Genomic DNA, 23,722 nt, shown 5'->3' with positions numbered 1-23,722 from the left:
ATGAGCCAAGAAAAGATAAAATTAGGATTAAAAGAAAACTGGAAACAGTTTTGGTTATTGGTTTTTATCAATGCATTAGTAGGCGGAATGATAGGTTTAGAAAGAACATTATTGCCTGAAATTGCAGAAAAAGAATTTCATCTTTCTTCAACCTCTATCATTTTATCATTTATCATATTATTTGGATTATTTAAAGCAATAACCAATTATTTTGCTGGAACATTAGCCAATAAATTTGGCAGAAAAAAATTGCTTCTTTATGGTTGGATTATTGGAATTCCAGTTCCTTTCATTCTCATATATGCAAACAATTGGAACTGGATTTTATTTGCAAATATTTTATTAGGAATAAATCAAGGATTAACTTGGTCAAGTACGGTTGTAATGAAAATGGATTTAGTCGGCGAAAAACAGCGAGGTTTTGCAATGGGATTAAATGAATTTGCAGGCTATGGAACTTTAGGACTTGTTGCTTATGCAACAAGTGTAATAGCTGATAATTATGGAGTAAGACCTTATCCTTTTTATATTGGAATTGTAATTGTAATCCTTGGAACGTTATTGACGTGGTTTTTTGTAAAAGATACTACTGGACACGTTAAAAAAGAAACAGAAATAAACAATACAATTCCTCTATTAAAAAATACTTTTACAGAAACAAGTTGGTTAAATAAAAATTTAGGTTCAGTTACTCAAGCAGGATTAATAAATAATTTGAATGATGCAATGATTTGGGGTATAATTCCAATTTTATTAGCACAACGAGGATTTGGAATTGCCAATATTGGAATAATTACGGCTACTTATCCAATTGTTTGGGGTTTAGGACAACTAATAACAGGAAAACTTTCGGATATCTATTGCAAAAGGGATTTGCTGTTTTGGGGAATGTTGTTACAAGGTTTAGCCATAGTATGTTTGGTTTTCTCAACATCAATTTTTCATTTTGTAACTATTTCAGTCTTATTAGGAATTGGAACAGCAATTGTATATCCAACATTTTTATCTAGTATTGCCGAAAACACAAATCCAGAACAAAGGGCAAAAAGTATTGGCGTATTTCGCTTTTGGAGAGATTTCGGTTATGTTATTGGTGCTATATTGACTGGTGTTTTAACAAACATATTCAACATTGAGTTTTCAATTGGTTTTATTGGTGTATTAACTATTATTTCTGCAACAATTATTATTTATAGAATGTCTTGTAAAATAACTTCTAAAAGACTTTTAAAAAAATATTTCTAAACTCACATCTTTGTTTACTTTATTTCAATTGGGATAATGTGGCATTGAGATTTAATGATACATTAAAAATGATCAGATAGTATTACAAATTACAGAAGGTTTATTTGCTGCTTTATTTTCTTGTGAACTCATGAAAGAAAGCAGTAAGGATGAGTAAGTCCAAAGCGGCGTTCTTTTGCTTCTTTTCTTTGGTCGCTTATGTGGAAAGAAAAGAATTCCCCTAAAACAACGAAAGGGATAATGGATATCCCTTAGAAATCAGATTGCAACCTGTTTGATAAAATGTGAAGTGAGGACGTTTGAGTGGGGGCATTTTGGCAAAGTGGCTGCACCGATTTGGCGCAAAAAGACTTTCCAGACGATAGGAGGGAGTGTCTTTTTGCCGCCCGATTTTGGCTTTCAGGCGACTTTTATGGGGTGGGTACGAAAGTCCTTCAGATTGTGAAAAAATCCTCTATACGGTGTCATACCATATCGAAATAAGCTCCATAAAAGTGAACAGCCCATCTGGGTTAAAGAAGAATTAATGAACAACTCCTGTTTCTCCAGTGCTTCCGCTAAACTACAACTTGGCGTGTCGTCGTCCTGTTCGGACTGCTTCAATAGTTCTCCAAATTCTTCCGTAATCGTTGGCAGGCTTGCCACCGTTTCATATTTGTCCGAATTGGGTTGAGGAATGTTTCCTATGGTAGATAGTAGCACTTGTCCTGTATGCTGGCTGTTGCCAAAATCCAACCAATATTTTGGTTCGTCCCTGTGGTGTCTGCGGTTGCTTATTTCTTTCAGTATTTCAGCAACACCAAACCTCGCCTGTACATTGTCCACGCAGGTAATGTAAATAGTTGCCTGTGCTTCTTCGGGAATTCTGCCCAAACTGTCCTTTTCAAACTTTACGGTTTCGGCTTTCCAATTTGTCCCTGAAAAGCGGTTTGCACGGTTAATGAGTGCAACGGATTTGTATAACCCTGTTTCACTTTCAGCAAAACGCTGTCTCCCTAAATTGGCATTGGTCACAATGTCATCATCCCATAGGCGGACACGTAAGCCTGCGTGTCCCAATTCGATTAAGCTGTGGTTCATTTCCATTAAAGCGGTTAAAACCTTTGAGCCTGTACCACCTGCACCGATTAGATTTACCGCAATGGGATTGGTCGGGCTTATCAGATAGTTATCTGTAAAATGTACTTTTAGTTTCTCGGTATTCATCACAAAAGATTTTTAAGGGTTTTGTTGTTCTTTTTTAATACATCTTTGGGAAAGGCTTCGTTTGTTTCAATCAGTGTTTTCCAAAGGCTTACGCAATTCCCTTTTATGGGATTTTGTTTTCCTAATAAATGGCTGAAATAGCTGTTAAAAAAGTAGTTTTCCCAAGCAGTTGTAAATTCCTCCACAGAAGCGGAATTTTTAATATCTATACTTACAGTTCCCATACATACTTTGCCATCTTCATAAATGTTGAAGAAAGGAGCAAAATACAATGGTGTATTTTCTGTTGGTCTTCTGTCAGTAGTAAGAGCAAATACAGCAAGGCTGTTTTTACTGGCATGCCAAAGCATTGGCGGTACATACGCTTTGCCGTTGGATATGCCCAAGCCGTTCACAAAATATAATTGCTGTTCCTGTGCTTTGGTGTACCAAAGTACCGAGCCTTTTTCGCTCGGATTGATATACAGTATATTGGTTGGCAAAATTCCTTTTGGTTTTAAAAAGGCTTTGTCTTTTTCTTTTTCGGATTGTAAAGCCTTCGCCAATACTTTAGCTTCATTTACGGTTAGTGGATGGGCATTGATAAGATTTCCGTTTTTGTCCATATCAAAATGCTCCACGTACGTATCGGTATTCGTTCCTTTGGTTTGGTAAAAAACCAATGCGGATTTTGGGTGGTAAAGCGTTCCAAAACTCTCGGTTATGTCGTTTGCGTTGTTCATTTTCTTGTCGTTTTATAATCATACAGTAGTGTGCATAGTTCTTCCAAAAGGGCAAACAGGCGGTTCTCAAAATCAAGATTGGTTTGTGCTATGTTACTTGCGTCAAAGCGTTTGCAAATGGTCGGTTCTTCCATTGCTCCATACTCGTTAAACTCATTGTTAATACTGTCGGCAAGTCTCTCATACAACCAACCTGTGGTATCGGCTATAAAGGAGATGTATTTTTCCATTCCAACAGTTTCGGAGTCGTTTTCATCATTATAGGGGTCTTCTTGGGGTCTTGGTGCGTTTCGGAAAATGCTCTCGTGTGGATATTGTACATAAAGGGCAAAGGCATCGCAAGCCACTTTCTGGCATTCCAAGTCGAATGTGTCACGGGTTTTGAAGTTGTTTAAACGCTGTTCAAAAACTTGTAAATTGATACGGTTGAACAGTTTTTGTTCTATCCGTTCGCCTATCCATTCGGCTTTTACAATCTCTGCAATGTAGCTATCCGTTTCTTCTGTACAATCATCCTGTTCGACCCAATCGTTCATCATTTCATACATCCAATACAGATAGCTGTTTTCCTGTCTGTAATAGGGTATATCGGCAATATGGTACAGATAACTGCAAACCGAAACAAGCAACTGAGCCGTCTTTTTACGCTTTGGGTCATTGAGCATTTGAAAGAGTGGCGCAATTGGAATATAGTACAGGGTTGTGCCTGTGCTGTATCTTTCCTCGCTCGTAAAAAATATTTTCTTACTGTCCTGTACCAAACGTAAATTATCCCAATTGATATTGTTTTGTTTTAATTTGGTTTCAGTATCCCACATAGCCAAAGCCATATTGTAGGGGTAGCCGTAATCCTGTGTTTGTAATGGTTCAATGTCGTAATGCTCTGCAAGTTGGGAAAGGGACTTGTAAAAATCCCTTTCCGTTTTTACAGTTCTCTTACAAGCCTGTACGGATTGCACTGCTTTCAGTTTAGGCAGAAACATACACTTTAGAAAAGCATTGGTAGCATAGCTATCGGTACAGATTTCTGCTTGTCTTTCCGTACTTCGTTTGTGTCTTTGGCTCTCTGCATCCAATTTGCGAACTCGCCCAATTGTCGGTGCAGTTGCCGTTGTGTTTTCTGTTCGGGTATGCTGATAGTTCCCGATAGGATATTGCGTTGCATAGTTCATCATTTTTGATTTTTGGTTTAACCTTTCGTTCCCATTACGCTTTCGAATTTGTATTCTATCCTATCATCACGGATAATAGGGGCAGATATTTTTGCGGTGGTTAGTATGGGATAGGTATTGGCATAAAAATTCAATACCGCTTCCACACTCCAACGTGGTTCTGGGTCGGTCAGTCTAATATCCTGTCCTTTATCTTTAAGTATAAATACTCGTTCTAACTGTGTTGCTAATAACATAACTCTTGGATTTTGCATTAAACATTAGGTTGCTCTGTCGCAAACAGACCTGTTGAAGAAAACTTGTCTGATAGTTCCGATTTGCGTTTTCGTATCTCCTCCGCTTTTTCGGGGTAATCGGTGATTTCGGGTACTTTCATCCACGCTTCACGGAACTTTTCCTCTTTTTCCAATTCGTCTGCCTTTGCCATACCATCTTTAAACTTTTTGTCTTTGGTTTCCTGTTCTTTCTTTTCTTTTTCGGCTTTTTCTTTCTCCATTGCTGATTGCTTTTTAGCTTCTTCCAATTGCTTCATAAAGGCTTCCATATTTACCATTAAGCCCGAAGCAGTTTGCAAAGGAGTTGTTATCTGCTGAAAAAATCCCTCGTCCAATTCTTCTGCCGTTCCCCTTAAATTAAGCGGTGGTATCAGTTGTTTTGCGTTATCTCCACATTGTTCGTTTTGGAGCATAACCGATACAATAAGGTTGTTTTCTGCTCCCTTTGCTATGGTCAGGTGCAAATCTCCTGTAATGCTCATTTGCGCTATCTGATTGAAAAAATTTGTGTTCATCGTTCTAAAATTTAATTGTTTTTACATGGCTCTTTTTTAAGACTATCTACGGTCAACGAACGACTCAATTTTCAAAGTTGCTCTTCTGTTTGCCCAATAGACATACTCAAGGGCTCCTTTCTTCGTTCTGAACCTTCTACCGTTTACGTTCCAACGTACTTTTATCCTGCGGATAGTCGATGGTGTTCTGAATGCATCATACGTAATTCCAGTAATTTCTGTCTCTTTTTTAATCTTGACAACTTCGATATATACCCCCTTTTGTTCAACATTAGGATAGTATGTTGACAGTAAGAGGTTGTTGTTTGGGTCAAAGATTTCAAAACGGACAAAATCTTTGTTATTCAACATAATGTGGAGCAGTTCTGATAAATTGAAATTCCAATTAAGCCCTATGTTTTTTACCTCGTATTCCTTATATGTTATAATTCCGATATTCATAGCTTTAGTTCATAAAGACTACCGCCATTTAAGACGGTAGCCCGTGGTTATTTAATTAAGGTTTAAGATTTCCGTTCCGTCTGTTGCAAAGGCAGTACATAATTCAAATGCTTTCTGTGATTTGAGTTGAGCCGTTCCACCCATTGCAATACTTTGTAACTTGGCTTCATCATCTTTGTAATTGCGTACATTTTGATAGTAGCCTGTCACGGCATTGTATGCCCCGAACAATGTACCTTTGGTAGTTTCCATTTGTTGGGTGTCACTTGTCATAGCATACGCAAAGGCATCTTGCACCACATTTTTGAACACGGTGGAAACTTCATCTTCCGCACCCTTTTTGAGCAAATCCAATGTTTCCTTGTTCGGGCAAAGTGCCAATTGGATTAGCTTTTTTACTTCTCGGTCTGTAACCTTTACCTTAGCCCATTCATTGAATATGCCCTCTAATTGTGTGCTTAGGGTATTCGCCAATCCCATAATCTTGTGTGCGTTCTCAATACGTTGTTTTGCTCCCGAAGTATGTTTGATACGCACTACGTTTGTCATACTGCGAAGCGAAGCATTAAGGGTGTTTTGGCATACGATACGGACAGGCGTAAATGCGGCTGTGATACTTCCGCTGCCATCGTGCGAAGTGGTTAGGAAAATGTACTTTTCTGTTACATCATCGCCATTGCCCACACGGATATAATCGGGCAGTTTGGCTGTAATGAATATGCGTTCGCCTTGTCCCAATGCTCCTGCGGTTTCGTAGAGAATACCCTCGTCACCGCCTACAATGACATCAAAGAAATTGAACGCTTCACGGTTTTGTACGATGTGGTAATCTTTACCCACCACACCCAATATGGCATTGTTATCGGTGCGGATATTGGTAAAGTAGTTGGGAACATGCAGTTCATTACTGCCTATTTCTATGCCGTTTGCTGTTTCAATAATGCCCGAACCTTTGGTATATAGGGGTGTTTTAATGACTTCATAGTCTAAGCCTGCGTGTTTTATGGCTTCTTCGCTTGTTGGGTATTGCTCTACAATTTGCCCCAAGCCGTGCCACGCTTTTTGGTTTACGCTAAAGAATGAATAGTTTCCTGTTTTCTCGTTGAAATTGATATTATGTGCCATGATATAATGATTTAAAAGTTTAAAAAAGGTTGATGCTAGTTGTTAAAATGGGAGGTCGTTCTCTGGCTTGTCAGTAGTTGTTCCTGTGGTAGTCTGTACCGTTTCCAATTTTTTACCGCCGCCATGCGTTTTGATTTGCGAGGTGTTGAAGTTCAGACCTGCGTGTGCTTCTCCATTATTGCCTGTCCACGCTCTTGCGCTAACCCTGCCTGTGAGTTCCACAAGAGTGCCTTTGGTGAGTATACCTGCCACCTTTGGGCTAATCCAGTAAGCGCAGTCGAAGTAGGTTGTCTGATCTATACGTTCGCCCGCTTTATTTCGGTAGCTGTCGTTGGTTGCTACTGAAAAGTTTACTACCTGTTTGCTGTTAGACAATGTGCGTACCTGCGCATCTTTTGTCACTCTTCCGATAATGTTCATGATTTCTGTTTTTTTAGTGAATTAATTTTTTTGAAATTATATTTATTCGGCAATGAGAGGAGGTGCTGTTTTGTTTCATCAAATCCATTTCTACTATTTTATTTCTCATTGCTGACATTTTTTTTATTCGTCTAAAGAGCCGGAGTATGCTATGTTTTGTTTCATGAGCATAAAAAGGTTAGTGTTTAGCAATAGCAAGGTTTTGACAAAAAATACAACCCGGATGGGTGGAGATTTTTTGTCAAATCCGCAGGACCCGGCCTTGCTATTGCGTTAATAACACGGAATTACCTTTGCTCCTGAAATAAGACAAAAGCATACAGGTTCTTTGAATACAAAAATGAAGGGGAAGCAACGAAGAGATTGGGAAATGGTTCTAATGATCAGAAAATTTAATCAATATGACAAAATCTCTAAATCGATGTTTAAGATTTTTTTAAAAACTGCTGTTGGTAGAGTTATTGATTAATAATATTAGATGCAATTACAGCACATGTAATGAGTGCTGATGTTGTTATGCGGATAAATAATTATATAGTTGTTCACTAATATTAAGTGTTCACGTTTTTGTGAACGTAAGTGTAAAGTGAACAAGATAAATGAGCAGGCAAATACTATATCTCTGATGATGATTCACAATCATCCTTCAGGAAAGCTCACAATCATTATTGGCAAAACTATTGATTAATTTACTATATTTGCATGATAGGCTAATTTACATACAACAAGATAAGCTAATTTTAATACAACACAATAGGCTAACTTATGTGCGGCGCGATAGGCTAATTACGATGCAAAATCATTAAGCTTTTTTTGTTTTGAAAAAATAGTAGGTTAATAATTTCGGATATAAAATATTTCAAGAAAAGAATAATATGGCTACACCTGGAGAAAAATTGGCGGCATCGCTTCAGATACTTCGTGATTTACAGGAGGATCAGAATATTGTCGCAATAAAATCATCGGAAATAAACAGAACGCATAGAGAGCGTCTGATAAAAAACGGCTTCTTGAAGGAAGTATCCAGAGGCTGGTACATTGTGTCAAATCCCCACGAAGCTGCTGGTGACACTACTTCATGGTATACATCCTATTGGCAATTCTGCTCACGTTATCTCAAGGATAAATACGGTGATGCCTACTGTATTTCAGCTGATCAGTCTCTCATGATACATGCAGGAAATAGCACTGTACCTACACAATTGATTATTCGCGCATTGGAAGCTTCAAATAAAGTCATACCATTGTTGTATAAAACGTCATTACTGGAAATGAAGTCGCCGCTTCCATATATGACCGATATTGTCGAGATAGATGGCATTAGAATGTTACCATTGCACTCTGCTTTGACAAACTGCTCTACAGCAATGTTCGAAAGGAATGCGGTCGATGTACGCGCCGCGATGGCACTGGTTCAGGATGCATCCGAACTTCTCGGCACGCTTCTCGCAGGCTCACACTCAGTAGTGGCCGGACGGTTAGCCGGTGCGTTTCGGAATATTGGACGAGACCGTATCGCCGATGATATTTTGAAAACAATGAAAGCCGCTGATTACAATGTACGCGAAACAGATCCTTTCCAAAGTAAATCTCCCGTTGCTCTATCATTCAGAGAAAGATCACCTTATGCAAACCGTATCAAGCTGATGTGGGATGAATGGCGAAAAGTTGTTATAAAGTATTTTCCCGATGAACCAGGTCTTCCAAAAGACAAAGAAAAATACCTTGAAGTTGTAGAACAGATATATGTCACAGACGCCTACCATTCACTTTCTATCGAAAGATATGTTGTGTCCGTAGAGTTGATTGAAAAAGTCCGAACTGGTGATTGGGACATCAAGGGGAATGAAAATGATAGAAACCATAGGAATGCAATGGCGGCAAGAGGTTACTGGCAGGCTACACAAGCTGTAAAGAAAAGTCTCGGGGAAATTTTAGAAGGCGACAATGCTGGAAAAGTTGCCGATGATGACCATAGAGATTGGTATCAGGAATTATTTTCGCCGAGTGTAGTAGCCGGAATTTTAAAAGCTTCGGATTTGGCAGGATACAGAACCAATCAGGTCTATATCTCTAATTCTCTGCATGTGCCTCTAAACAGAGATGCTCTGAGAGATGCAATGCCCACGCTTTTTGAATTACTCGAAAGCGAAACCAGCGCCGCGGTACGCGCAGTGCTCGGTCACTTCATATTTGTGTACATCCATCCATATATGGATGGCAATGGTAGGATGGCAAGATTCCTAATGAATGTAATGCTAGCCTCCGGAGGATTTCCCTGGACTGTTATTCCTGTGGAAGAACGTGATCCTTACATGGCAGCTCTTGAAAGTGCAAGTGTGGGAGGCGATATAGAGCCCTTTACAAAGTTTCTTTCAAAACTGGTTAGTGAAAGCTTAAAGGGGAAACCAGTCGCACGAATATAAATAATTATAGGTCATTGCAGATAATCGAGCTCTCATTTTGAGGGCTTTTTTACGTTATGATTGAGGGTACAGGATACAACCTGAACTAAAATTCAAGTCAGTATAGGATTATTAAAAGATTTTAAATAAGGAAAGTTTTTTAATAGAAAACGGAAACAAGTAAAGTATCTTGCAGGAAAAAACCACTTTATATCATCCAATTATTAGCCATGAAATTCTTAACTTCTCATTCCATAGAATCTAAATTGGATTCCCTAAGTGTACGTATCGCTAGTATGGCACATGGGGATATTGCTTACATTTCCTATGTCGATCAAAAAATCACTGGGCAGAACCTCAAGTATAATCTCTCCCTGATAATTAGCAAAATCATTTTGACTCTTCAATATATTGACAGGAGTAAAGATACCTTCATCAAGGTAATTGAGAAATATAATGAAACCAACACTACTATTCTAACCTATGAGGATTTCGAGAAGACACATTTGATACGCTCTTGTATGGGTGATATCGTTTTGCCTTCTGTTGTATTGTATTTTCTTAGAAATTTAGATAATGAAAAAAGCAATGGTAAGGGTATTGAAATCCCTAAACAATACCGTGACTTAATTCCATGTCTCAAGCTTTACTATAATGAATATTTTAAAGATACAACTCTTACTATTGACGCCAGATAAGCTAAATGTATTGTTGAGGGGAATTCTAACAGAAAACTAACGGTTGACTATTTTGTAGAAAATGGTCTTTTAAGCATAAAAGATGCTAATACATTTTCATGGCGAGGTAATGAACCGGCACGTCATCTCAGAAACGAAATTGCGTCAACACTTTGGCTTTGGCTTAGGGAAAACGATCCGCAATATGAAGATAGATATTTTAAGTTGCTTATTATGACTGGTATCTATGCATAGGGAAATAAGGCAGAAGATACCAACAGTTCAGTTCAATTATAATAGTATTTATGATTTTGTACAAAGCAGCGAAACATTTAGCAGATTTCATCATGAGATTAGCGATTATCAAAAGGCTAGAAGCTACGCAAATCTTCTTTTAACGTAATTGTACAATTTGACAAGAATCCTGCACCATATAATCATATCCTCAAGATATTGAGAAATATGGAAAAACCGGCACTTATATGGACAATTTATAAGGAAATCCATAGGGCTTACCCAAAGTTAATCCCTTATTTGTTGACATATCAAGATTTAGCTGCCTTGGCCTTCTCGCTTATTGACGAGATCAAGCTAGATCCTGAGTTACTGGAAAACTCACAGAATCGTGATGATGTGACTAAAGTGTCATGGGATACCAAAAATAATTTAAGGCTGTAAATGTTTGACATGACACTTGAGCATTATGCAGGCTTATATACATTAGACCAAAGCCAAGCCGAAGTGTCAGCAAGAATTTTGCTTGAATGTGCGAATAAACTCTTGAGTAATTATGTTCCGGATATCAATGGAGGAATAATCCATTCCATCTATCGTGTTAGATATGAGAAGGCACTTGAAAAACTTAGTACTAAGAGAATAAAATCATTTAAAAGTTATCCCCAGCCATTGGTGATACGAAGAATTATGCTTTTTCTTATTCCTGAGATTGCAGGATTCTGTGTTGCTGAGCTGCGTGAAACTGCACAGATTCAGAGTCAGTTCCTTCGTTTCAAAGCCGGTACCTTTGACTTATGCATTGAGTTTGTAAAATTACTTAACAGCAGGGTTTCTGAAATTGAGATTAAGCGGGATCAAATTGCTATTGTACCGGAATCATCTCAACATTTGATTAAAGCGATAAATACTCATTTGATCTGGTTTTATACAACCAAGGAAATCGAACATCCAAATTTTGTTAATTCGGGAAATATAAAAAGTACAGCTCATCGCCAAAACAATGAATTTGCTTTTGAAATAATTGATTGGGGCTACCTTTATTTACAATTTGAAAAAGAAGTCATACTTGATTTATTGAAAGAAAATTTTGGGAATGCATTGGCTTTAAATGCTGAAAAGGAATATTATGAGGATGAAAATCGTGAGGAAAAAATTAAGATTTGGCATTTTTTAACAGCATTGACTATAGCTTACCTGGCCGTCAATAGTAAGAAAAGCCAATTTGAACTTGAAGGACTTCCTGTTAGTGAAGTCCTCAGAAAGTTAAAAGAATGGATAACTGTATATTTTCTGCGCTTTAGCAACAACGTTGTTCCAAATGGCAGAATTGATGTATTGGATGATACTTTTACGTTCTTCAAGAATAATCAGTACCAGCATGATCTTCACTTCCTGCTACACCGATCGCTAAATCATTTTGATACCAAGGAAAGAGAAGATTTTATTAAAGGACTATATCATAAGAGCATAGAATTGGAGAAAATGCTTTTAGCAATGAATATCATAGAATCAAAGCATACACGCAATATCATTTCAGGACTAATAAATAATATCAATATTGATGATTTTCTTGATACCAGAAGGACTGTTACAGAATATGAAAACACATTAATTGAAGCAATAAATTCCGATACACATTGGGAATTAGCAAAGCCCCTTATAGAAAAGATAAAACTTCATTTTGAAAAGAAAAGGCATCGCCCCGCGGAAACAGAAAAATTCATCTTTAGAATTAATTTGCTCCTAGCCTTCAAAGAAAAAGATTTTGCGAAATTATGCAAATTGGAGATTCCTAAAAACCAATATGCGATTCATCCTGTTGATAAGAAGTTGCAACTGGAAAAGAAATTTTACCAAGCCCTGTTCAAACTTTATAATGACAAAGATTATGGTAATGCCGCAGCTTTGTTTAGGGGACTTCCCTCAGAAGATCCTAAAAACGTTACCTATGCTTATTATCTCTATCATGCCGAAACATTAAATTCCATAAAGCAAATGAATATAAAATCATTAAATAAAGCTAACAAAGAATGGGAGGATTTCTTAAAAAGTCTTTCCGATGAAGAAAAAAGTACACTGCAAAAAATAAATGAACAGGTATCAAGTACCAATATATATCATTTTGTGGCCAACAAAGATGCTTCAAGATTTGACCAGGCCTTAAATACACTTTCAAACCTTTATCGGTTTAATCAGGAACTCATTCCTGTTATTTATAATTACTATCTCGAAAGAGAGCTCCATGAAATGGCCTTTAGCTATAGTGTTGTTGCTAAAAACTACTTTGCGGAAAATGATGAGGATATAAAACCCGAAGTGGAAAAAATCTTAGGTGAGGCAACCCATGATAAAACCCTTCTTTCTATCAAGCAAAGCCTTATCAATCTTAAATCGCTTACTCCACAGGACATAGCTAAAGTTACGCCTGATAATGTTAATAATAAAAGAAATTTAAGCGAGTTAGTATTGCATGAGCTTATTGAAGCAGGAAAAATTATGCTCGAAAAAATTGAGGGAATCCGACATATTCCTCATGAGAATCGATATAATGATTTACTGATTGCAACTTTGCGACTACGGTTCCAAATTTGGGGGTGGAGTTGCCACGACCAAGGACGCTCTGGCAGATCTGCGTCAGGAAAAGATGCCGGAGAGATTGATGTGATGTTTCAATCGAATGGATCTAATATAACAGTATGCGAAGCATTTATACTTACGGGGCGAGACAAAGGATTAACAGTAAAACATATAAACAAATGTTTTGCATATAATATTTACCTTGACGATTACTATATAATTGTGTATTACAAAGGGCCTCAAACTAATTTTGATTCAACTTGGGAGTCCTATAAAGATGACATTGTTAACTGTCCCTATGATAACCGTTGGCAGATTGACAAGACAAAGGGATTGCAAGATTTTTCCAAAAAAATCTTTAATGTTACAGCTTTTCGCATCGCCAAAAGTATCCATAACACATAAAAGAGCGTGTATCATCTAATGATAGATCTTAGTGATTATGTGTCCTAATTTAGACACTGATATAAAGAAAAACATAACAGTCATGAATTACATTCACAAACTAGCAAAACAAGATATCTTAAGCGCTATAGTATGTCTAAGTGCAATCGGTAAAATTTATCAAGCGCAATACATCCAACCAGAACAAGTAACTTTATTTACAGGCAGTAAAGATAAAATCATTGCTGAGCATTTTACAGATTTAGATTTAATTGCTCCTGATAAAATAGACAATAAACTTTTTTTGAATTTATTAAAAAAATGGGCTAATAAGATCCTTTTACAACAGCATGAATGAGAGAAAGAAATCTCGGCATCATTTTACTATTTCTTGAGTCCAATATCGATTGCAACATTGTTTTTTAAATTGTAATCAATGGAAAAACTAACTAATTTATCTTTTTACCAAAAACTGTCAGACGCTTTATCTTTAATTATGATTTTAAAAAAAAAAATATTTAAGCATTCCAATTTATTTCATCTTTTAACGCTTTATCATCTTAATGATTCTTCCATTTAGACTTAAATGGCTTAATTATGTTTTTGGATTTCTCTAATGTTGTCTTGAATCATGATTACTATTGTTAAATATCTAAACGTGGAATGCTTTCTCCATCAATTCTTGTTCGATTCTGGGGTTGCTTTTACATAGTTTTCATATTTCAAAATACATTTTAAAAAATGGTGCATCATTAAAAGAATTCCAAAACTGATTAACAGTTTACGGTTTTTCACAAAACCCACACATTTCACAAATTTTAAAGTGATTCCGGTTCTTAAGAAATTTAATAGTTGTCTTTTCAAAAGACAATTTTAATTATTTTTACAGATATATTTCAATATGGAATTGAATTTTGAAGAATTTGACCTGACTATAAATGCCAATGAATTTGAAGTACCTTATTTGAGGATGGAAAAACGGTAAAGGAAATTACCATAAATTTGCTTTATCAAGATGTATTTGCTTAGCTATCAATTAAATTGAATAATGGAAAGCAAATTGTTCGATGGGTTTATGTTGCAGCCATTTTGTTTCATCTTCCTTTTTTAAAACTACCAGCATTCTTTTTTTGTGATTGTGTATTTCGGCCCATAGTGGATTGGCTTCGGTAGTTAAAATAGTGTATTATTTTTGATTTCTCCCGTGTTTTTATCTACCCAATGGGAAGTTTTTCTGGCTCTATACTCAACTCTGTTTGTAGGGTATGAAAGCACATTAGAGGTTAATTGGTTAATCTATTATTTGGTTATTCGTTTAGAAGATAAATTCAATTTTTAAAATTAGTAAAATATTTGATGTAGGATTTATAAATGATTATTAATTGTTGAGTAATTGCATTGTTTTTTCGTCTTTGATTCCTTGATAGTATTTATCAAGGACTTAATGGAATATTAGATATGTATTAAACGCATATAACGGATTCTTAAAATCCTGTTACAATCATCTTTTAATCTAAAAAAGAACGTTAATTAAACAATCGATGTTTTTCAGTGTCCACTCGTTAGAAAGAGCTTTCTTGAAATATGGGGAAGAAATCAATAAAAATTAGCTCGTAAATTGACGTATTAAATAAGATATAATTATATTTGAATAAGCGTTTAAATTCTAACCTATATGATCTTGAAAAAATGAAAAAACACCTGTATTTTTTGCCTTTCTTAGTTGTTTTACTATTTACCGATTTGTCATTCGCTCAAACGCAAAACCCTAATGTAAATAGTGATTCCTTGAACACAATTATTTTAGGGGAGTATAATTTGAAAAATATTGAATTAGAAAAAAAGCGATTGGTTGATTCTGTAAAAGCCGCCACACTCGAAAATCAGCTACTCAAACTAAAAACCACCGACAATATTAAGAAAGAGGAGCTTATAAAACAATTACAAGAGTTAAAAGAACAGGATGTTAAAAGAATACAAAAGAAAAAAGCTCAAATAGATTCTTTGCGATTGTCGGCAAAATCATTTCCAGTAAATGGTTTTTTTAATGATACATTGTTTGTTATTTACGATAAGTTAGGCGGATTTTCGGCTCAAGAAAGAGCAAATGCAATTGAAAACAGAATTAAAAAATTATCAGATAATTTACTTTTCGTGCCAGATTCACTAAAAGTTACAGAAGCCGAAACTTCTTATAATATTGTTTTTAGTGATTTTGTTATAATGAGCATTTCCGAAAATGATGCAATATGGCATAATACTTCCAAAAAAGAATTGGCCGAAAAATACAAAAACATAATTAGCAAATCTATACTTGAATACAAGGAAAAAACAAGTTTTTCTAAACTAATAGAAACAATTGGGTTGGCTTTACTGATCATTTTTATTTTAGTTTTGATCCTATTTTATATCAACCGATTTTCAAGATGGATAGCAAAAAAAATTCTTGAACAAGAAGATAAAACAATTAAAGGGGTCAAAATAAACAACTATGTTTTGTTTGATAAACAGAAACAAATCAATGTACTTCTAAAAGCAAATACAATACTTAAATGGCTGTTCTTTTTTTTAATCATCTATTTTGCTTTGCCTTTTCTATTTGGAATATTTCCCTGGACCGAAGGGTTTTCGGCTAAACTTTTTAATTATATTTCATCCCCATTACAGGCTATTGCTTTTGGAGTTTTGAATTATTTACCTAATTTTTTTACCATCATTGTTGTTGTTGTTGTTTTTCGTTATATTCTCAAAGGGGTGCGTTTTTTTAGAGATGAAATAGAAAACGAGCAATTAAAAATAAACGGATTTTATCCTGATTGGGCAAGTCCAACCTACCAAATTATAAGGATATTGATGATGGCTTTTATGATTGTAGCGATTTTTCCTTATCTGCCAGGAAGTGATTCACCTGTTTTCAAGGGCGTTTCGGTTTTTCTTGGTGTGATTTTTACTTTTGGTTCCTCAGGCCCATTGTCTAATGTTATAGCGGGATTAGTCCTAACCTATATGCGATTATTCAAAATTGGTGACAATGTAAAAATTGGAGAATTGGCTGGCAATGTGGTAGAAAAATCCTTATTGGTCACTAGAATTAAAACTATTAAAAACGAAATTATTTCCATTCCAAATTCATCAATAATGAGTAGCTCTACGGTCAACTTTAGTAGCGAATCTGATAAAAGCGGGCTGATTTTACACACTACGGTAACTATTGGTTATGATGTGCCTTGGGTAAATATGCACCAAGCTTTGTTGAATGCTGCTGACCGTGCTGAATTGGCACTAAAAGACCCAAAACCATTTGTCCTACAAACCAGTTTAGACGATTTCTATGTTTCCTATCAAATCAATGTCTATACTAAAGAAGCCAATAGACAAGCATTGGTTTATTCTCAATTGCATGCCAATATTCAGGATTGTTGTAACGAAATGGGAATCGAAATATTATCGCCACATTATCGAGCCGAAAGAGATGGCAATAAAACTACAATTCCAGAGAGTTATCAAAAATAATCCTTTGATCAATTAAAAAAAAACGCTTATAACGGATGCTTAAATCCTGTTACAAGCCTTTTTTTTATCTAAAAAATAAAGTTAATAAAATAAACGATGTTTTTCAATGCCCGCTAGAGTGTGTAGGGTTAGGGGGTGACGATTATAATCTTAAACGAGCTTTTACGCGGATAATTCTATCCAATAGAAAAAGGCGAAAGCTTTTTTAACTGCGTTTTGCCCAAACTTCAACTACTGCTCTACTGCCTGAAATAGATCTGGTTTTGTATAAAAAACGTATTTTATCAATTCTTCTTCTGTTACCCATCAAATTAATCGTTCTGGTTTCTTGTCCTGGACTGATGCTTCTTCTTAATTCCAATTCTTAAGTTTGTCCGCCTTCATAATATATAGTTATTTTATTAATGGTAACGGAACTTTCTTTAACTCTTATTTTTAAAGCAGAATAGGATTTTCTGCTAGACGGTCTAAAATCATCCACTTCTGTGATTTTTGTACCGTATTGCTTCCTATTCTTTCCCAACCTGCAATAGTTGTTGCTTTGTTGTTGTCATCGCTGTAGTTTTTCCCACCTTAATACTCTTTTCCTTTGTCCTTGTCCTTATATTTATTTCCTTGAGTTGTTAGATATTGTAATGATAATGAGGGGATTAAAGTAAAAACTAGTAATTTTAAATAATTTTTCGTGTTAAAAAGTGTGTTTTAGTTACTCTTTTGAGATTATAATATTTTTTAAGTGTGACTGTTTTTTGCCAATCAAGATTATGATTTGAGAAATATAAAATTTAAGAATATAAATATTTTTTACAATTTTATTAATCAACCTGAGCATCATAAAAAAAGCCATTTCTATATTTGAAACGGTTTTATTCTATTTAAAATTGAAATTACAATTTAACTGTTAAACCTATACCTGGAGAAAGACCTGAAACATTACCGCCACCAATTTCTAAGTAAAGCCCCCATTTATCGTTCCAGAACCAACGTCCTCCTACTTGAAGTCCAAATGCAACATCACTATTATCATTTTTATTATCTCCCATATAAACAGAATATCCGGCGTTTACTCCCCCGTAAACATCCCAGGAAGAATCTGAAATTCCAAATAATAAATTATCAAAATAATAATTCCCTTTCACACCAATATTTAGCCAATCTATATCAAGATTGGTTCCTATTCCGGGAGCAATTGTAATGTTTTTATGAACAGGAATTTCATAGTTAGCACCAATTATTCCAAAATTCAATTCTTTTCTTGCCTGTCCCAAAATACTTGCGGAGCATATGAATACTGCAAAAACAAAAAGTAAAGTTAGTTTTTTCATGTTTATAGATTTAAATGATTAAAAAGCAAACCTAAACTTTTAAATTTAAAAAAAAAATTTTTAAAATTGTTTCAAAGAATCAGTTTAATTGATTTGCTGCCGTAGGTATTACCTGGGTTTTATTATTAAAATAGTGCTAATTGGTTGGATCTTTCTGATAATTCTTTTTGGGTAATGTCAACTCCATACTCATTAAAAACATTTCCTGCTTCAAAAAGAATAAATGTTCTTGTAATTTTTCCTTTTAATATTTTTTCATTTTTGATTTTGTAATATCCTTATATTTTTTTTAATTCTTCATAATCACTGCAGGTGGTATCCAAGTTCCGTTCCGAAGAGGTTCTTTTGGCAAATAACACCTAAAAGACATAGTAAAAAGTCCTGTTGGACAAGGTAGCCAGTTAGATTCCAGTTCTTTACCTGGTGATTCATGTTGAATATATAGCGTTACGGAACCATCCGAATTTTTCTTAAAAGTATTGATTATTGTGCTTTGAATAGCATAACGATTGATGTCGTTGGCATAAAGCAAACGAGAAGGGAGTTTGTAAAGCGTTACAGACCAAAATGAGTCTACCGGTGGAAAATCATCTTTTTTAAAAGTAAACGTGTATTTATTTTTACCAGAAAAAGGGTTACCATCTGCCTGACGCTCGTACCCTTGTATCCCCAAAAACACATCTGCTTCATTGGCATAAATACCCGTCCAAGCGCCAACAGCCCGTGCTATATAGTTGTTTTTTAGATAGGCTCGTGATCCAAATAGCTCAGATGATGATTTAATTTTGGGTAAGTAGGCAAGAAATGCATCCTGTCCTTTTTTGATTCCATCCAGCATTTTTTTGGCATTGGGATTGTTTTCTGTTTCAAATGGTTTTCCTGGAATTATTCCAATACTTGCAAAACGTTTTAATAATGTCGTTTCACTTGGATGAGGATTGGTAAACTGAAGCGCAAAATTTAATACATTAAAAAATTCAAGGTCTGGTTTTGTATAGGGACTTTGAGGTAAAATTGGTTTCAAATAAGTAAAAGGCGGGTCTTTTTTTGCTATCTTACCCAAATATTCAGATAGGGTTTCAATTTTATATTCTGATTGTAGTTCATGTACCCGTTTCAAATCTTTTTTATCAAATAACTGTGTTCGGATTAGTACATAAATTAAATCGGTTTCGCTATTGATTCGTTTTTTTATTCCCTTTGGTAAATCACCCTTCCAATTTTCATTAGCAATTAAAAAGCTTCCGCCACTATGTCCATTATTTTTAGGTGAAATGGTATAGATTACATGCGTGTATAAATCGTAAAACGGAACACCTATAAATCGATTCTCTTCAAACTTTGGAATAGTTAACACAACCGGTTCGCTTTTTACATTTAGTGTAGCATAAGAATAAGGAGTATCTACATTAGGCGCCACAAAAATAGTATCCTTAGATGAAGCTACATCGTCTGCATGAAAAAAAGTATTAAAAGGAGCATACTGTTCATAGTTTTTATCTTGAGTTGAATAATACATTATTCGATAATTTTCTACTATTGGGTAGCCATAAATAAATGCTTCTTCTGCTATTTTTGTTGCCTCTTCAGTAGCTGTTTGGGCTTGAGTGCATAACCCAAAAAAATTAGTAACTAAAAATAGTAATATGATTTTTTTCATTGCTTGATAGGCTTTGGTTATCATTTTTTAATTGGCTGAATACCTGGTAATGGTACTTTATGTGCATCCAGTTGGAACATATTTGATTTTGGATTATACATTCGCATAGACAATACAAATTTTCCTGCTGGTGAAGGCAGCCAGTTTCCTTGCTTATTTTTTTCTTTGGGTTTATTGTGCTGAATATAGATATCCAATGAACCGTCTTTATTGTGTTTCATTTCTTCTATCTGTGGGCCCATTTGGTATCGATTAATAGCATTATCATACAACATAACCGAAGGAAGTTCATACATTGTTAGTGACCAGAAATCGTTTACTTGAGGGATCTCATTTTTGTTAAAGTGCAGCAGATAGTTATTGATTGAGCCGTCAAGTTCATTCCCCTTTATGTCTTTATAGCCAACGACATAGATAGCTTCTTCCCATGGAAAGCCACCTATACTCTGCATAGTTAAAGCCGCTCTGGTAAGATAGCTGTAACCGTAGCTACCCATTTCCTTAGATTGAATAGTCCACCCATTATAAATATTGTCTCCATTGGTAATGTAAGTGTTGATCATTTCTTTACCAGATTCGACAGCTCGAAGCAAGCCCTTTCGCTGTGGCTCAGTAAGTTTATCTATGCTAAAATCTTGTTCTGGATTAAACCCTATTTGCCTAAACAATGCCATTAAAGCAGCTTCACCTTTTGGTGGGGGATTTATTTGCATATATTGATGAACTATTTCAAAAAAACTAAGAGGATCTTTAGATACATCAGGTACCCCAAGATTAAGTTTTTCATTATAAGTTGAAGGATTGTATCTGGTATTATTTATTTGTGAAAGTGGGGTAATTGTCACGTCTGCCTGTAATTTTCTACACACCTCTATTTCTTTTTCATTGGCATAAGTAGGCGCTATTCGCATAAGCATCCAAACAAAAGGTGTTGGCGACTCAATTTTAGTAAAGCCAGAAGGTATAACACCGTTATAATCTGGACCACATATCATGAATTTGCCCCCATATCCACCGATGGTTCTAGAACCCAGGATACTAAAATGGTTCATGTACGCATCCTGTAAGGCTACACTGTAGTATCGGTTGCCAAACTCAGGTATTTCTAATATTATTGGTTCTTTACGCAAATCAAGCCAAGTTGAAGCATACAGTGTATTTACATTAGCCATCACTGTACGTGAATTTTTTACATTGGCCAAGGTGTTTACTTTTGTCCAGGCGTTAAATGAAACCCCATTGGGGTAGCCTTCGTAAGGAATCTGTTGTGTTTGATAGAGCACAGCATACATCATAAAAGGTGTGACTGAGTAAATGTATGCTTGTGTACCAATGGTGTAGTATGATTCTTCAGTAACTTTATCACTTGACCAAGTTGGCTTTTCAACCTGTCCAAATAGTCTAAAAAACGAAGTCATCATTAAGAGAAAAAAAACGTTGCGGTATTTGTTGTGTATTTTCATCATTTCATTTTTTTTAACATTCTAATCAACTTAATAGAACTTTTCTAATCGATTCAGGTTTTATTCTTCATTGTATTCTTCCTGCTAGGGATCATTATAAAAGCATTACATCAGTAAAGATAAAATAGGCGTTACATTTAATACGACAAAAACGCTACTTTTTGTTGGATTAAGTTTTCGTTTTTGATAAACAACAAAAAAATTACTATCAATAGTATTGAATAGTTAAAAGTTTTTGTTAAACCCAAATTGGAATAATATGCCTTGATTATCGATTGTTTTTTGTTTAGTTGGAATTTCTAATAATGTTATCAAATTATAACCAGCGCCCAAAGCCTTTCCTAAAATTGGTGAAATAATTATATCTAAATTTTTATTTTCGAAATTATAAATAGGTCGCGGTTCAAATACAAAAAAGTAGCCAGTTTTAGTAAATTTTGCTAAGAACATACGAACAGTAAGAACACTTATGTTAGGATAAATAACATCATTAGCAATGTTAAAGGTATATTGTGGCTGTATAGCTAGTAATAAACTTGGTGTGAATGTGTGTGAAAATGTAATTGCGGGTGTTGCCGTAAAATAAGGTAATCCAAGTCCTGCTTTTGCAAAAGGCAATCCAAATTCAACAGACCCTGCTATGGCATTTTTATCTTTTACATAAAATGCATTAAGTATTGTAAATTTGAAATCTCCCATTCCAGATTGAAATCCTGTTCCAGGTACACCGTTGTGAATACTTGTAAACTCGGGCCTAATCGCAAAACTCCATCGATTTACTCCTAAAGTTAAAGTAGCTCTATTAGTAATTTGTGCGCGATTATCTGCTTGATTATAATACAAAACTGAATATCCGACTCGAGAGTTTACGCGTGTAGGGTCAACACCCGATTCAGTTCTTATTTTATCAGTTGCAATAGAATCGTTTTGAGCATAAACTAGGGAATTCAGACTTATTAAAAATAAAATTGCCAATAATTTTTTTGGTATTTTAGAACTATTTTTTTTCATTTTTCATATATTATAATTCAATATTATTGGTTGTTTTTCTTGTTCTTAAACGATATCCAGCCAGACATGCAAGAATTTGACGTAGGTTTCTCGTTTTGGCGCTTGGCGAAGTAGCAGATTTTTAGTTCAAATATTCATTATAAGTACTAAATTTTGAACATGCACTAAACTGTCATAGAAGCATGTAAACTGCCATTGAGTCACTAGTCTTTAATAGCCTATGGTTTTAGTATCTCGTTTTTAGTACAATATTTCCAAGTTCTTTAATTTCGTCCTGTGTGGTAAAAAGCACTTTACCCTTTTTTGATACTACTTCCCAAGCGATATTGCTTGTTATGTCGTCTATTGCCCCTTCTTTATTTCTATCATCTATTAACTCAAAAGTCCTATCAGTTGTCATTAGTACGGGTTGAAAAAAGTCTTGATGAACCATTAATAAGTCGCCACGTCCATCAATTGAAGCCTGAAATATTTCTTGTAAATCTGTCAGAACAGTACCTTGAGCAACAGCTTCTTTTATTTCTTGAATTGCTTTACTTCTTCGTTCTTTTTGTTGGGATTTAATTAGGTCCCACGATTGCTGAACAATATGATGGGTTTCCTTCTTGTTATAATCTATAGCCGAATAGCCTAGATAAACGGATGGTTTGTCGGCTACTTGCTGTATTCGGCTGTAGTTGTCTTCGGTGCAGATAACAACACAATTTAAGTCGGTTTCATTATGAACCTTTACCACTGCTTTATCCACTTTGTTCAAAAATTCACGAACTAAGTCGTCTAAATGTTTAGAGTCGCTTCCTTTGTCGGAGTGTGTGTTATAATGACGGTTTTCAGAAAAAGGAAAATCTTCGTTTCTTATTTCTTGTACAATTTCATCGTTCAATGCTTCATACAATTGAACACCGCTTTGGGAAAGTACCATGAGTAAGTAATTTTCACTTCTATTATATGATTGGATAATGGGGCGTAGAGCGAAACTATCTGAAATATGTACGCCTTCATTACTAGTAGACCAAGCGGATTTTACGATTTCTTCAGTTTCGTTCGACAAAAAGATATGCAAACTGTCCAAATTGTAATTTATATCTATCTCAGCGGCCACATTTTGTATTTTTTCTAAAAGCGATGCGACTTGTCTTTTGCCAAATTCGGTAGTTACTCTGTCTTCTGCTTCTTTCAAGAGGTTCTTTAACTTTATTTCATCCTTTGCATTGTTAGGATGTGTTCGATGTGTGTTTAATGAGATGGTAACACAAGGCGAGCTTTTTTCACTTGCCAATTTTTTTAATTGTTCTTTTAATGTCATTGTGTTCTTTTTTTAATATATTAAATTTCCTATTATTTTGAAT

22 protein-coding genes are annotated in these 23,722 nt (G+C 35.2%); 6 read left to right on the top strand and 16 right to left on the bottom strand.

The window, feature by feature from the left end; translation table 11 throughout:
- On the top strand, positions 1–1,245 hold the full coding sequence (locus HQN62_RS13870) for an MFS transporter (protein WP_173504814.1): 1,245 nt from the start codon (positions 1–3) through the stop codon (positions 1,243–1,245).
- A gap of 399 nt (positions 1,246–1,644) precedes the next feature.
- On the opposite strand, the gene HQN62_RS13865 is transcribed toward HQN62_RS13870, so the two are convergent.
- The 8 genes from HQN62_RS13865 to HQN62_RS13830 all read right to left on the bottom strand — a co-directional run bounded on the left by HQN62_RS13865 (position 1,645) and on the right by HQN62_RS13830 (position 7,121).
- Positions 1,645–2,451: a PRTRC system ThiF family protein gene (locus HQN62_RS13865; protein WP_173504813.1), complete on the bottom strand. Its 807-nt coding sequence runs from the start codon at positions 2,449–2,451 to the stop codon at positions 1,645–1,647.
- The gene (locus HQN62_RS13860; protein WP_173504812.1) at positions 2,451–3,173 is read right to left on the bottom strand and encodes a PRTRC system protein B; all 723 of its coding nucleotides are present in this window, start codon (positions 3,171–3,173) and stop codon (positions 2,451–2,453) included. Before HQN62_RS13860 ends, HQN62_RS13865 begins: the two co-directional genes overlap by 1 nt.
- Entirely contained in the window at positions 3,170–4,348 is a 1,179-nt protein-coding gene (locus HQN62_RS13855; RefSeq protein WP_483299254.1) for a hypothetical protein, read from the bottom strand. Before HQN62_RS13855 ends, HQN62_RS13860 begins: the two co-directional genes overlap by 4 nt.
- Positions 4,349–4,362: 14 nt before the next feature.
- Complete coding sequence (locus HQN62_RS13850; RefSeq protein ID WP_024981726.1) at positions 4,363–4,581, bottom strand: PRTRC system protein C; 219 nt, start codon at positions 4,579–4,581, stop codon at positions 4,363–4,365.
- A 17-nt stretch (positions 4,582–4,598) separates the two neighbouring features.
- On the bottom strand, positions 4,599–5,135 hold the full coding sequence (locus tag HQN62_RS13845) for a PRTRC system protein E (RefSeq protein ID WP_035717704.1): 537 nt from the start codon (positions 5,133–5,135) through the stop codon (positions 4,599–4,601).
- Positions 5,136–5,177: 42 nt separating this feature from the next.
- Positions 5,178–5,486 (bottom strand): hypothetical protein, encoded by a 309-nt coding sequence (locus tag HQN62_RS13840; RefSeq protein ID WP_173504811.1) that lies wholly within the window; start codon positions 5,484–5,486, stop codon positions 5,178–5,180.
- 141 nt (positions 5,487–5,627) lie between these two features.
- The gene (locus HQN62_RS13835; RefSeq protein ID WP_173504810.1) at positions 5,628–6,701 is read right to left on the bottom strand and encodes a DUF932 domain-containing protein; all 1,074 of its coding nucleotides are present in this window, start codon (positions 6,699–6,701) and stop codon (positions 5,628–5,630) included.
- Between the two features lie 42 nt (positions 6,702–6,743).
- A complete protein-coding gene (locus HQN62_RS13830) occupies positions 6,744–7,121 on the bottom strand; it encodes a single-stranded DNA-binding protein (RefSeq protein ID WP_173504809.1) in 378 nt (125 codons plus the stop codon).
- 875 nt (positions 7,122–7,996) lie between these two features.
- On the opposite strand from HQN62_RS13830, the gene HQN62_RS13825 reads away from it, so the two are divergent.
- The 4 genes from HQN62_RS13825 (at position 7,997) to HQN62_RS13810 (ending at position 13,759) form a co-directional block, all read left to right on the top strand.
- Positions 7,997–9,547 (top strand): Fic family protein, encoded by a 1,551-nt coding sequence (locus tag HQN62_RS13825; protein ID WP_173504808.1) that lies wholly within the window; start codon positions 7,997–7,999, stop codon positions 9,545–9,547.
- 209 nt (positions 9,548–9,756) lie between these two features.
- Positions 9,757–10,224 carry a hypothetical protein gene (locus HQN62_RS13820; RefSeq protein ID WP_173504807.1) on the top strand — a complete coding sequence of 156 codons (468 nt, stop codon included), beginning with the start codon at positions 9,757–9,759 and terminating at the stop codon, positions 10,222–10,224.
- 666 nt (positions 10,225–10,890) lie between these two features.
- Positions 10,891–13,422 (top strand): hypothetical protein, encoded by a 2,532-nt coding sequence (locus tag HQN62_RS13815; protein WP_173504806.1) that lies wholly within the window; start codon positions 10,891–10,893, stop codon positions 13,420–13,422.
- 82 nt (positions 13,423–13,504) lie between these two features.
- On the top strand, positions 13,505–13,759 hold the full coding sequence (locus HQN62_RS13810; RefSeq protein ID WP_173504805.1) for a hypothetical protein: 255 nt from the start codon (positions 13,505–13,507) through the stop codon (positions 13,757–13,759).
- 678 nt (positions 13,760–14,437) lie between these two features.
- On the opposite strand, the gene HQN62_RS19125 is transcribed toward HQN62_RS13810, so the two are convergent.
- Complete coding sequence (locus tag HQN62_RS19125) at positions 14,438–14,545, bottom strand: hypothetical protein (RefSeq protein WP_366095973.1); 108 nt, start codon at positions 14,543–14,545, stop codon at positions 14,438–14,440.
- A 545-nt stretch (positions 14,546–15,090) separates the two neighbouring features.
- Between HQN62_RS19125 and HQN62_RS13805 the strand changes: the two genes are divergently transcribed.
- Positions 15,091–16,914, top strand: coding sequence for a mechanosensitive ion channel family protein (locus HQN62_RS13805; protein ID WP_173504804.1), 1,824 nt, complete (start codon positions 15,091–15,093; stop codon positions 16,912–16,914).
- A 205-nt stretch (positions 16,915–17,119) separates the two neighbouring features.
- Here the strand turns inward: HQN62_RS13805 and HQN62_RS13800 are convergent, their stop codons facing one another.
- The 7 genes from HQN62_RS13800 to HQN62_RS13770 all read right to left on the bottom strand — a co-directional run bounded on the left by HQN62_RS13800 (position 17,120) and on the right by HQN62_RS13770 (position 23,679).
- Positions 17,120–17,275, bottom strand: a complete 156-nt coding sequence (locus HQN62_RS13800) for a hypothetical protein (protein ID WP_173504803.1) — start codon at positions 17,273–17,275, stop codon at positions 17,120–17,122.
- Positions 17,276–17,278: 3 nt separating this feature from the next.
- On the bottom strand, positions 17,279–17,437 hold the full coding sequence (locus tag HQN62_RS13795; protein WP_173504802.1) for a hypothetical protein: 159 nt from the start codon (positions 17,435–17,437) through the stop codon (positions 17,279–17,281).
- A gap of 364 nt (positions 17,438–17,801) precedes the next feature.
- Positions 17,802–18,239, bottom strand: a complete 438-nt coding sequence (locus tag HQN62_RS13790) for a hypothetical protein (RefSeq protein WP_173504801.1) — start codon at positions 18,237–18,239, stop codon at positions 17,802–17,804.
- 289 nt (positions 18,240–18,528) lie between these two features.
- A complete protein-coding gene (locus HQN62_RS13785) occupies positions 18,529–19,923 on the bottom strand; it encodes a DUF1254 domain-containing protein (RefSeq protein ID WP_173504800.1) in 1,395 nt (464 codons plus the stop codon).
- Complete coding sequence (locus HQN62_RS13780; RefSeq protein ID WP_173504799.1) at positions 19,920–21,365, bottom strand: DUF1254 domain-containing protein; 1,446 nt, start codon at positions 21,363–21,365, stop codon at positions 19,920–19,922. Before HQN62_RS13780 ends, HQN62_RS13785 begins: the two co-directional genes overlap by 4 nt.
- A 222-nt stretch (positions 21,366–21,587) precedes the next feature.
- The gene (locus tag HQN62_RS13775) at positions 21,588–22,373 is read right to left on the bottom strand and encodes a hypothetical protein (RefSeq protein WP_173504798.1); all 786 of its coding nucleotides are present in this window, start codon (positions 22,371–22,373) and stop codon (positions 21,588–21,590) included.
- Between the two features lie 226 nt (positions 22,374–22,599).
- A complete protein-coding gene (locus HQN62_RS13770; RefSeq protein WP_173504797.1) occupies positions 22,600–23,679 on the bottom strand; it encodes a baeRF3 domain-containing protein in 1,080 nt (359 codons plus the stop codon).
- Positions 23,680–23,722 lie beyond the last annotated feature (43 nt).

It is taken from the genome of Flavobacterium sp. M31R6, from assembly GCF_013284035.1.
Classification (GTDB): Bacteria; Bacteroidota; Bacteroidia; order Flavobacteriales; family Flavobacteriaceae; genus Flavobacterium.
The sequence above is the reverse complement of the archived record's forward strand: the minus strand, read 5'-3'. Positions and strand labels throughout refer to the sequence as shown.

Coding starts and splice junctions, on each gene's coding strand:
- HQN62_RS13850 (WP_024981726.1), bottom strand. CDS start 4,581: ATGTTATTAGCAACACAGTTAGAACGAGTATTTATACTTAAAGATAAA.
- HQN62_RS13825 (WP_173504808.1), top strand. CDS start 7,997: ATGGCTACACCTGGAGAAAAATTGGCGGCATCGCTTCAGATACTTCGT.
- HQN62_RS13805 (WP_173504804.1), top strand. CDS start 15,091: ATGAAAAAACACCTGTATTTTTTGCCTTTCTTAGTTGTTTTACTATTT.
- HQN62_RS13780 (WP_173504799.1), bottom strand. CDS start 21,365: ATGATGAAAATACACAACAAATACCGCAACGTTTTTTTTCTCTTAATG.
- HQN62_RS13870 (WP_173504814.1), top strand. CDS start 1: ATGAGCCAAGAAAAGATAAAATTAGGATTAAAAGAAAACTGGAAACAG.
- HQN62_RS13830 (WP_173504809.1), bottom strand. CDS start 7,121: ATGAACATTATCGGAAGAGTGACAAAAGATGCGCAGGTACGCACATTG.
- HQN62_RS13810 (WP_173504805.1), top strand. CDS start 13,505: ATGAATTACATTCACAAACTAGCAAAACAAGATATCTTAAGCGCTATA.
- HQN62_RS13840 (WP_173504811.1), bottom strand. CDS start 5,486: ATGTTGAATAACAAAGATTTTGTCCGTTTTGAAATCTTTGACCCAAAC.
- HQN62_RS13815 (WP_173504806.1), top strand. CDS start 10,891: ATGACACTTGAGCATTATGCAGGCTTATATACATTAGACCAAAGCCAA.
- HQN62_RS13845 (WP_035717704.1), bottom strand. CDS start 5,135: ATGAACACAAATTTTTTCAATCAGATAGCGCAAATGAGCATTACAGGA.
- HQN62_RS13770 (WP_173504797.1), bottom strand. CDS start 23,679: ATGACATTAAAAGAACAATTAAAAAAATTGGCAAGTGAAAAAAGCTCG.
- HQN62_RS13820 (WP_173504807.1), top strand. CDS start 9,757: ATGAAATTCTTAACTTCTCATTCCATAGAATCTAAATTGGATTCCCTA.
- HQN62_RS13855 (WP_483299254.1), bottom strand. CDS start 4,348: ATGATGAACTATGCAACGCAATATCCTATCGGGAACTATCAGCATACC.
- HQN62_RS13790 (WP_173504801.1), bottom strand. CDS start 18,239: ATGAAAAAACTAACTTTACTTTTTGTTTTTGCAGTATTCATATGCTCC.
- HQN62_RS13785 (WP_173504800.1), bottom strand. CDS start 19,923: ATGATAACCAAAGCCTATCAAGCAATGAAAAAAATCATATTACTATTT.
- HQN62_RS13865 (WP_173504813.1), bottom strand. CDS start 2,451: ATGAATACCGAGAAACTAAAAGTACATTTTACAGATAACTATCTGATA.
- HQN62_RS13775 (WP_173504798.1), bottom strand. CDS start 22,373: ATGAAAAAAAATAGTTCTAAAATACCAAAAAAATTATTGGCAATTTTA.
- HQN62_RS13860 (WP_173504812.1), bottom strand. CDS start 3,173: ATGAACAACGCAAACGACATAACCGAGAGTTTTGGAACGCTTTACCAC.
- HQN62_RS13835 (WP_173504810.1), bottom strand. CDS start 6,701: ATGGCACATAATATCAATTTCAACGAGAAAACAGGAAACTATTCATTC.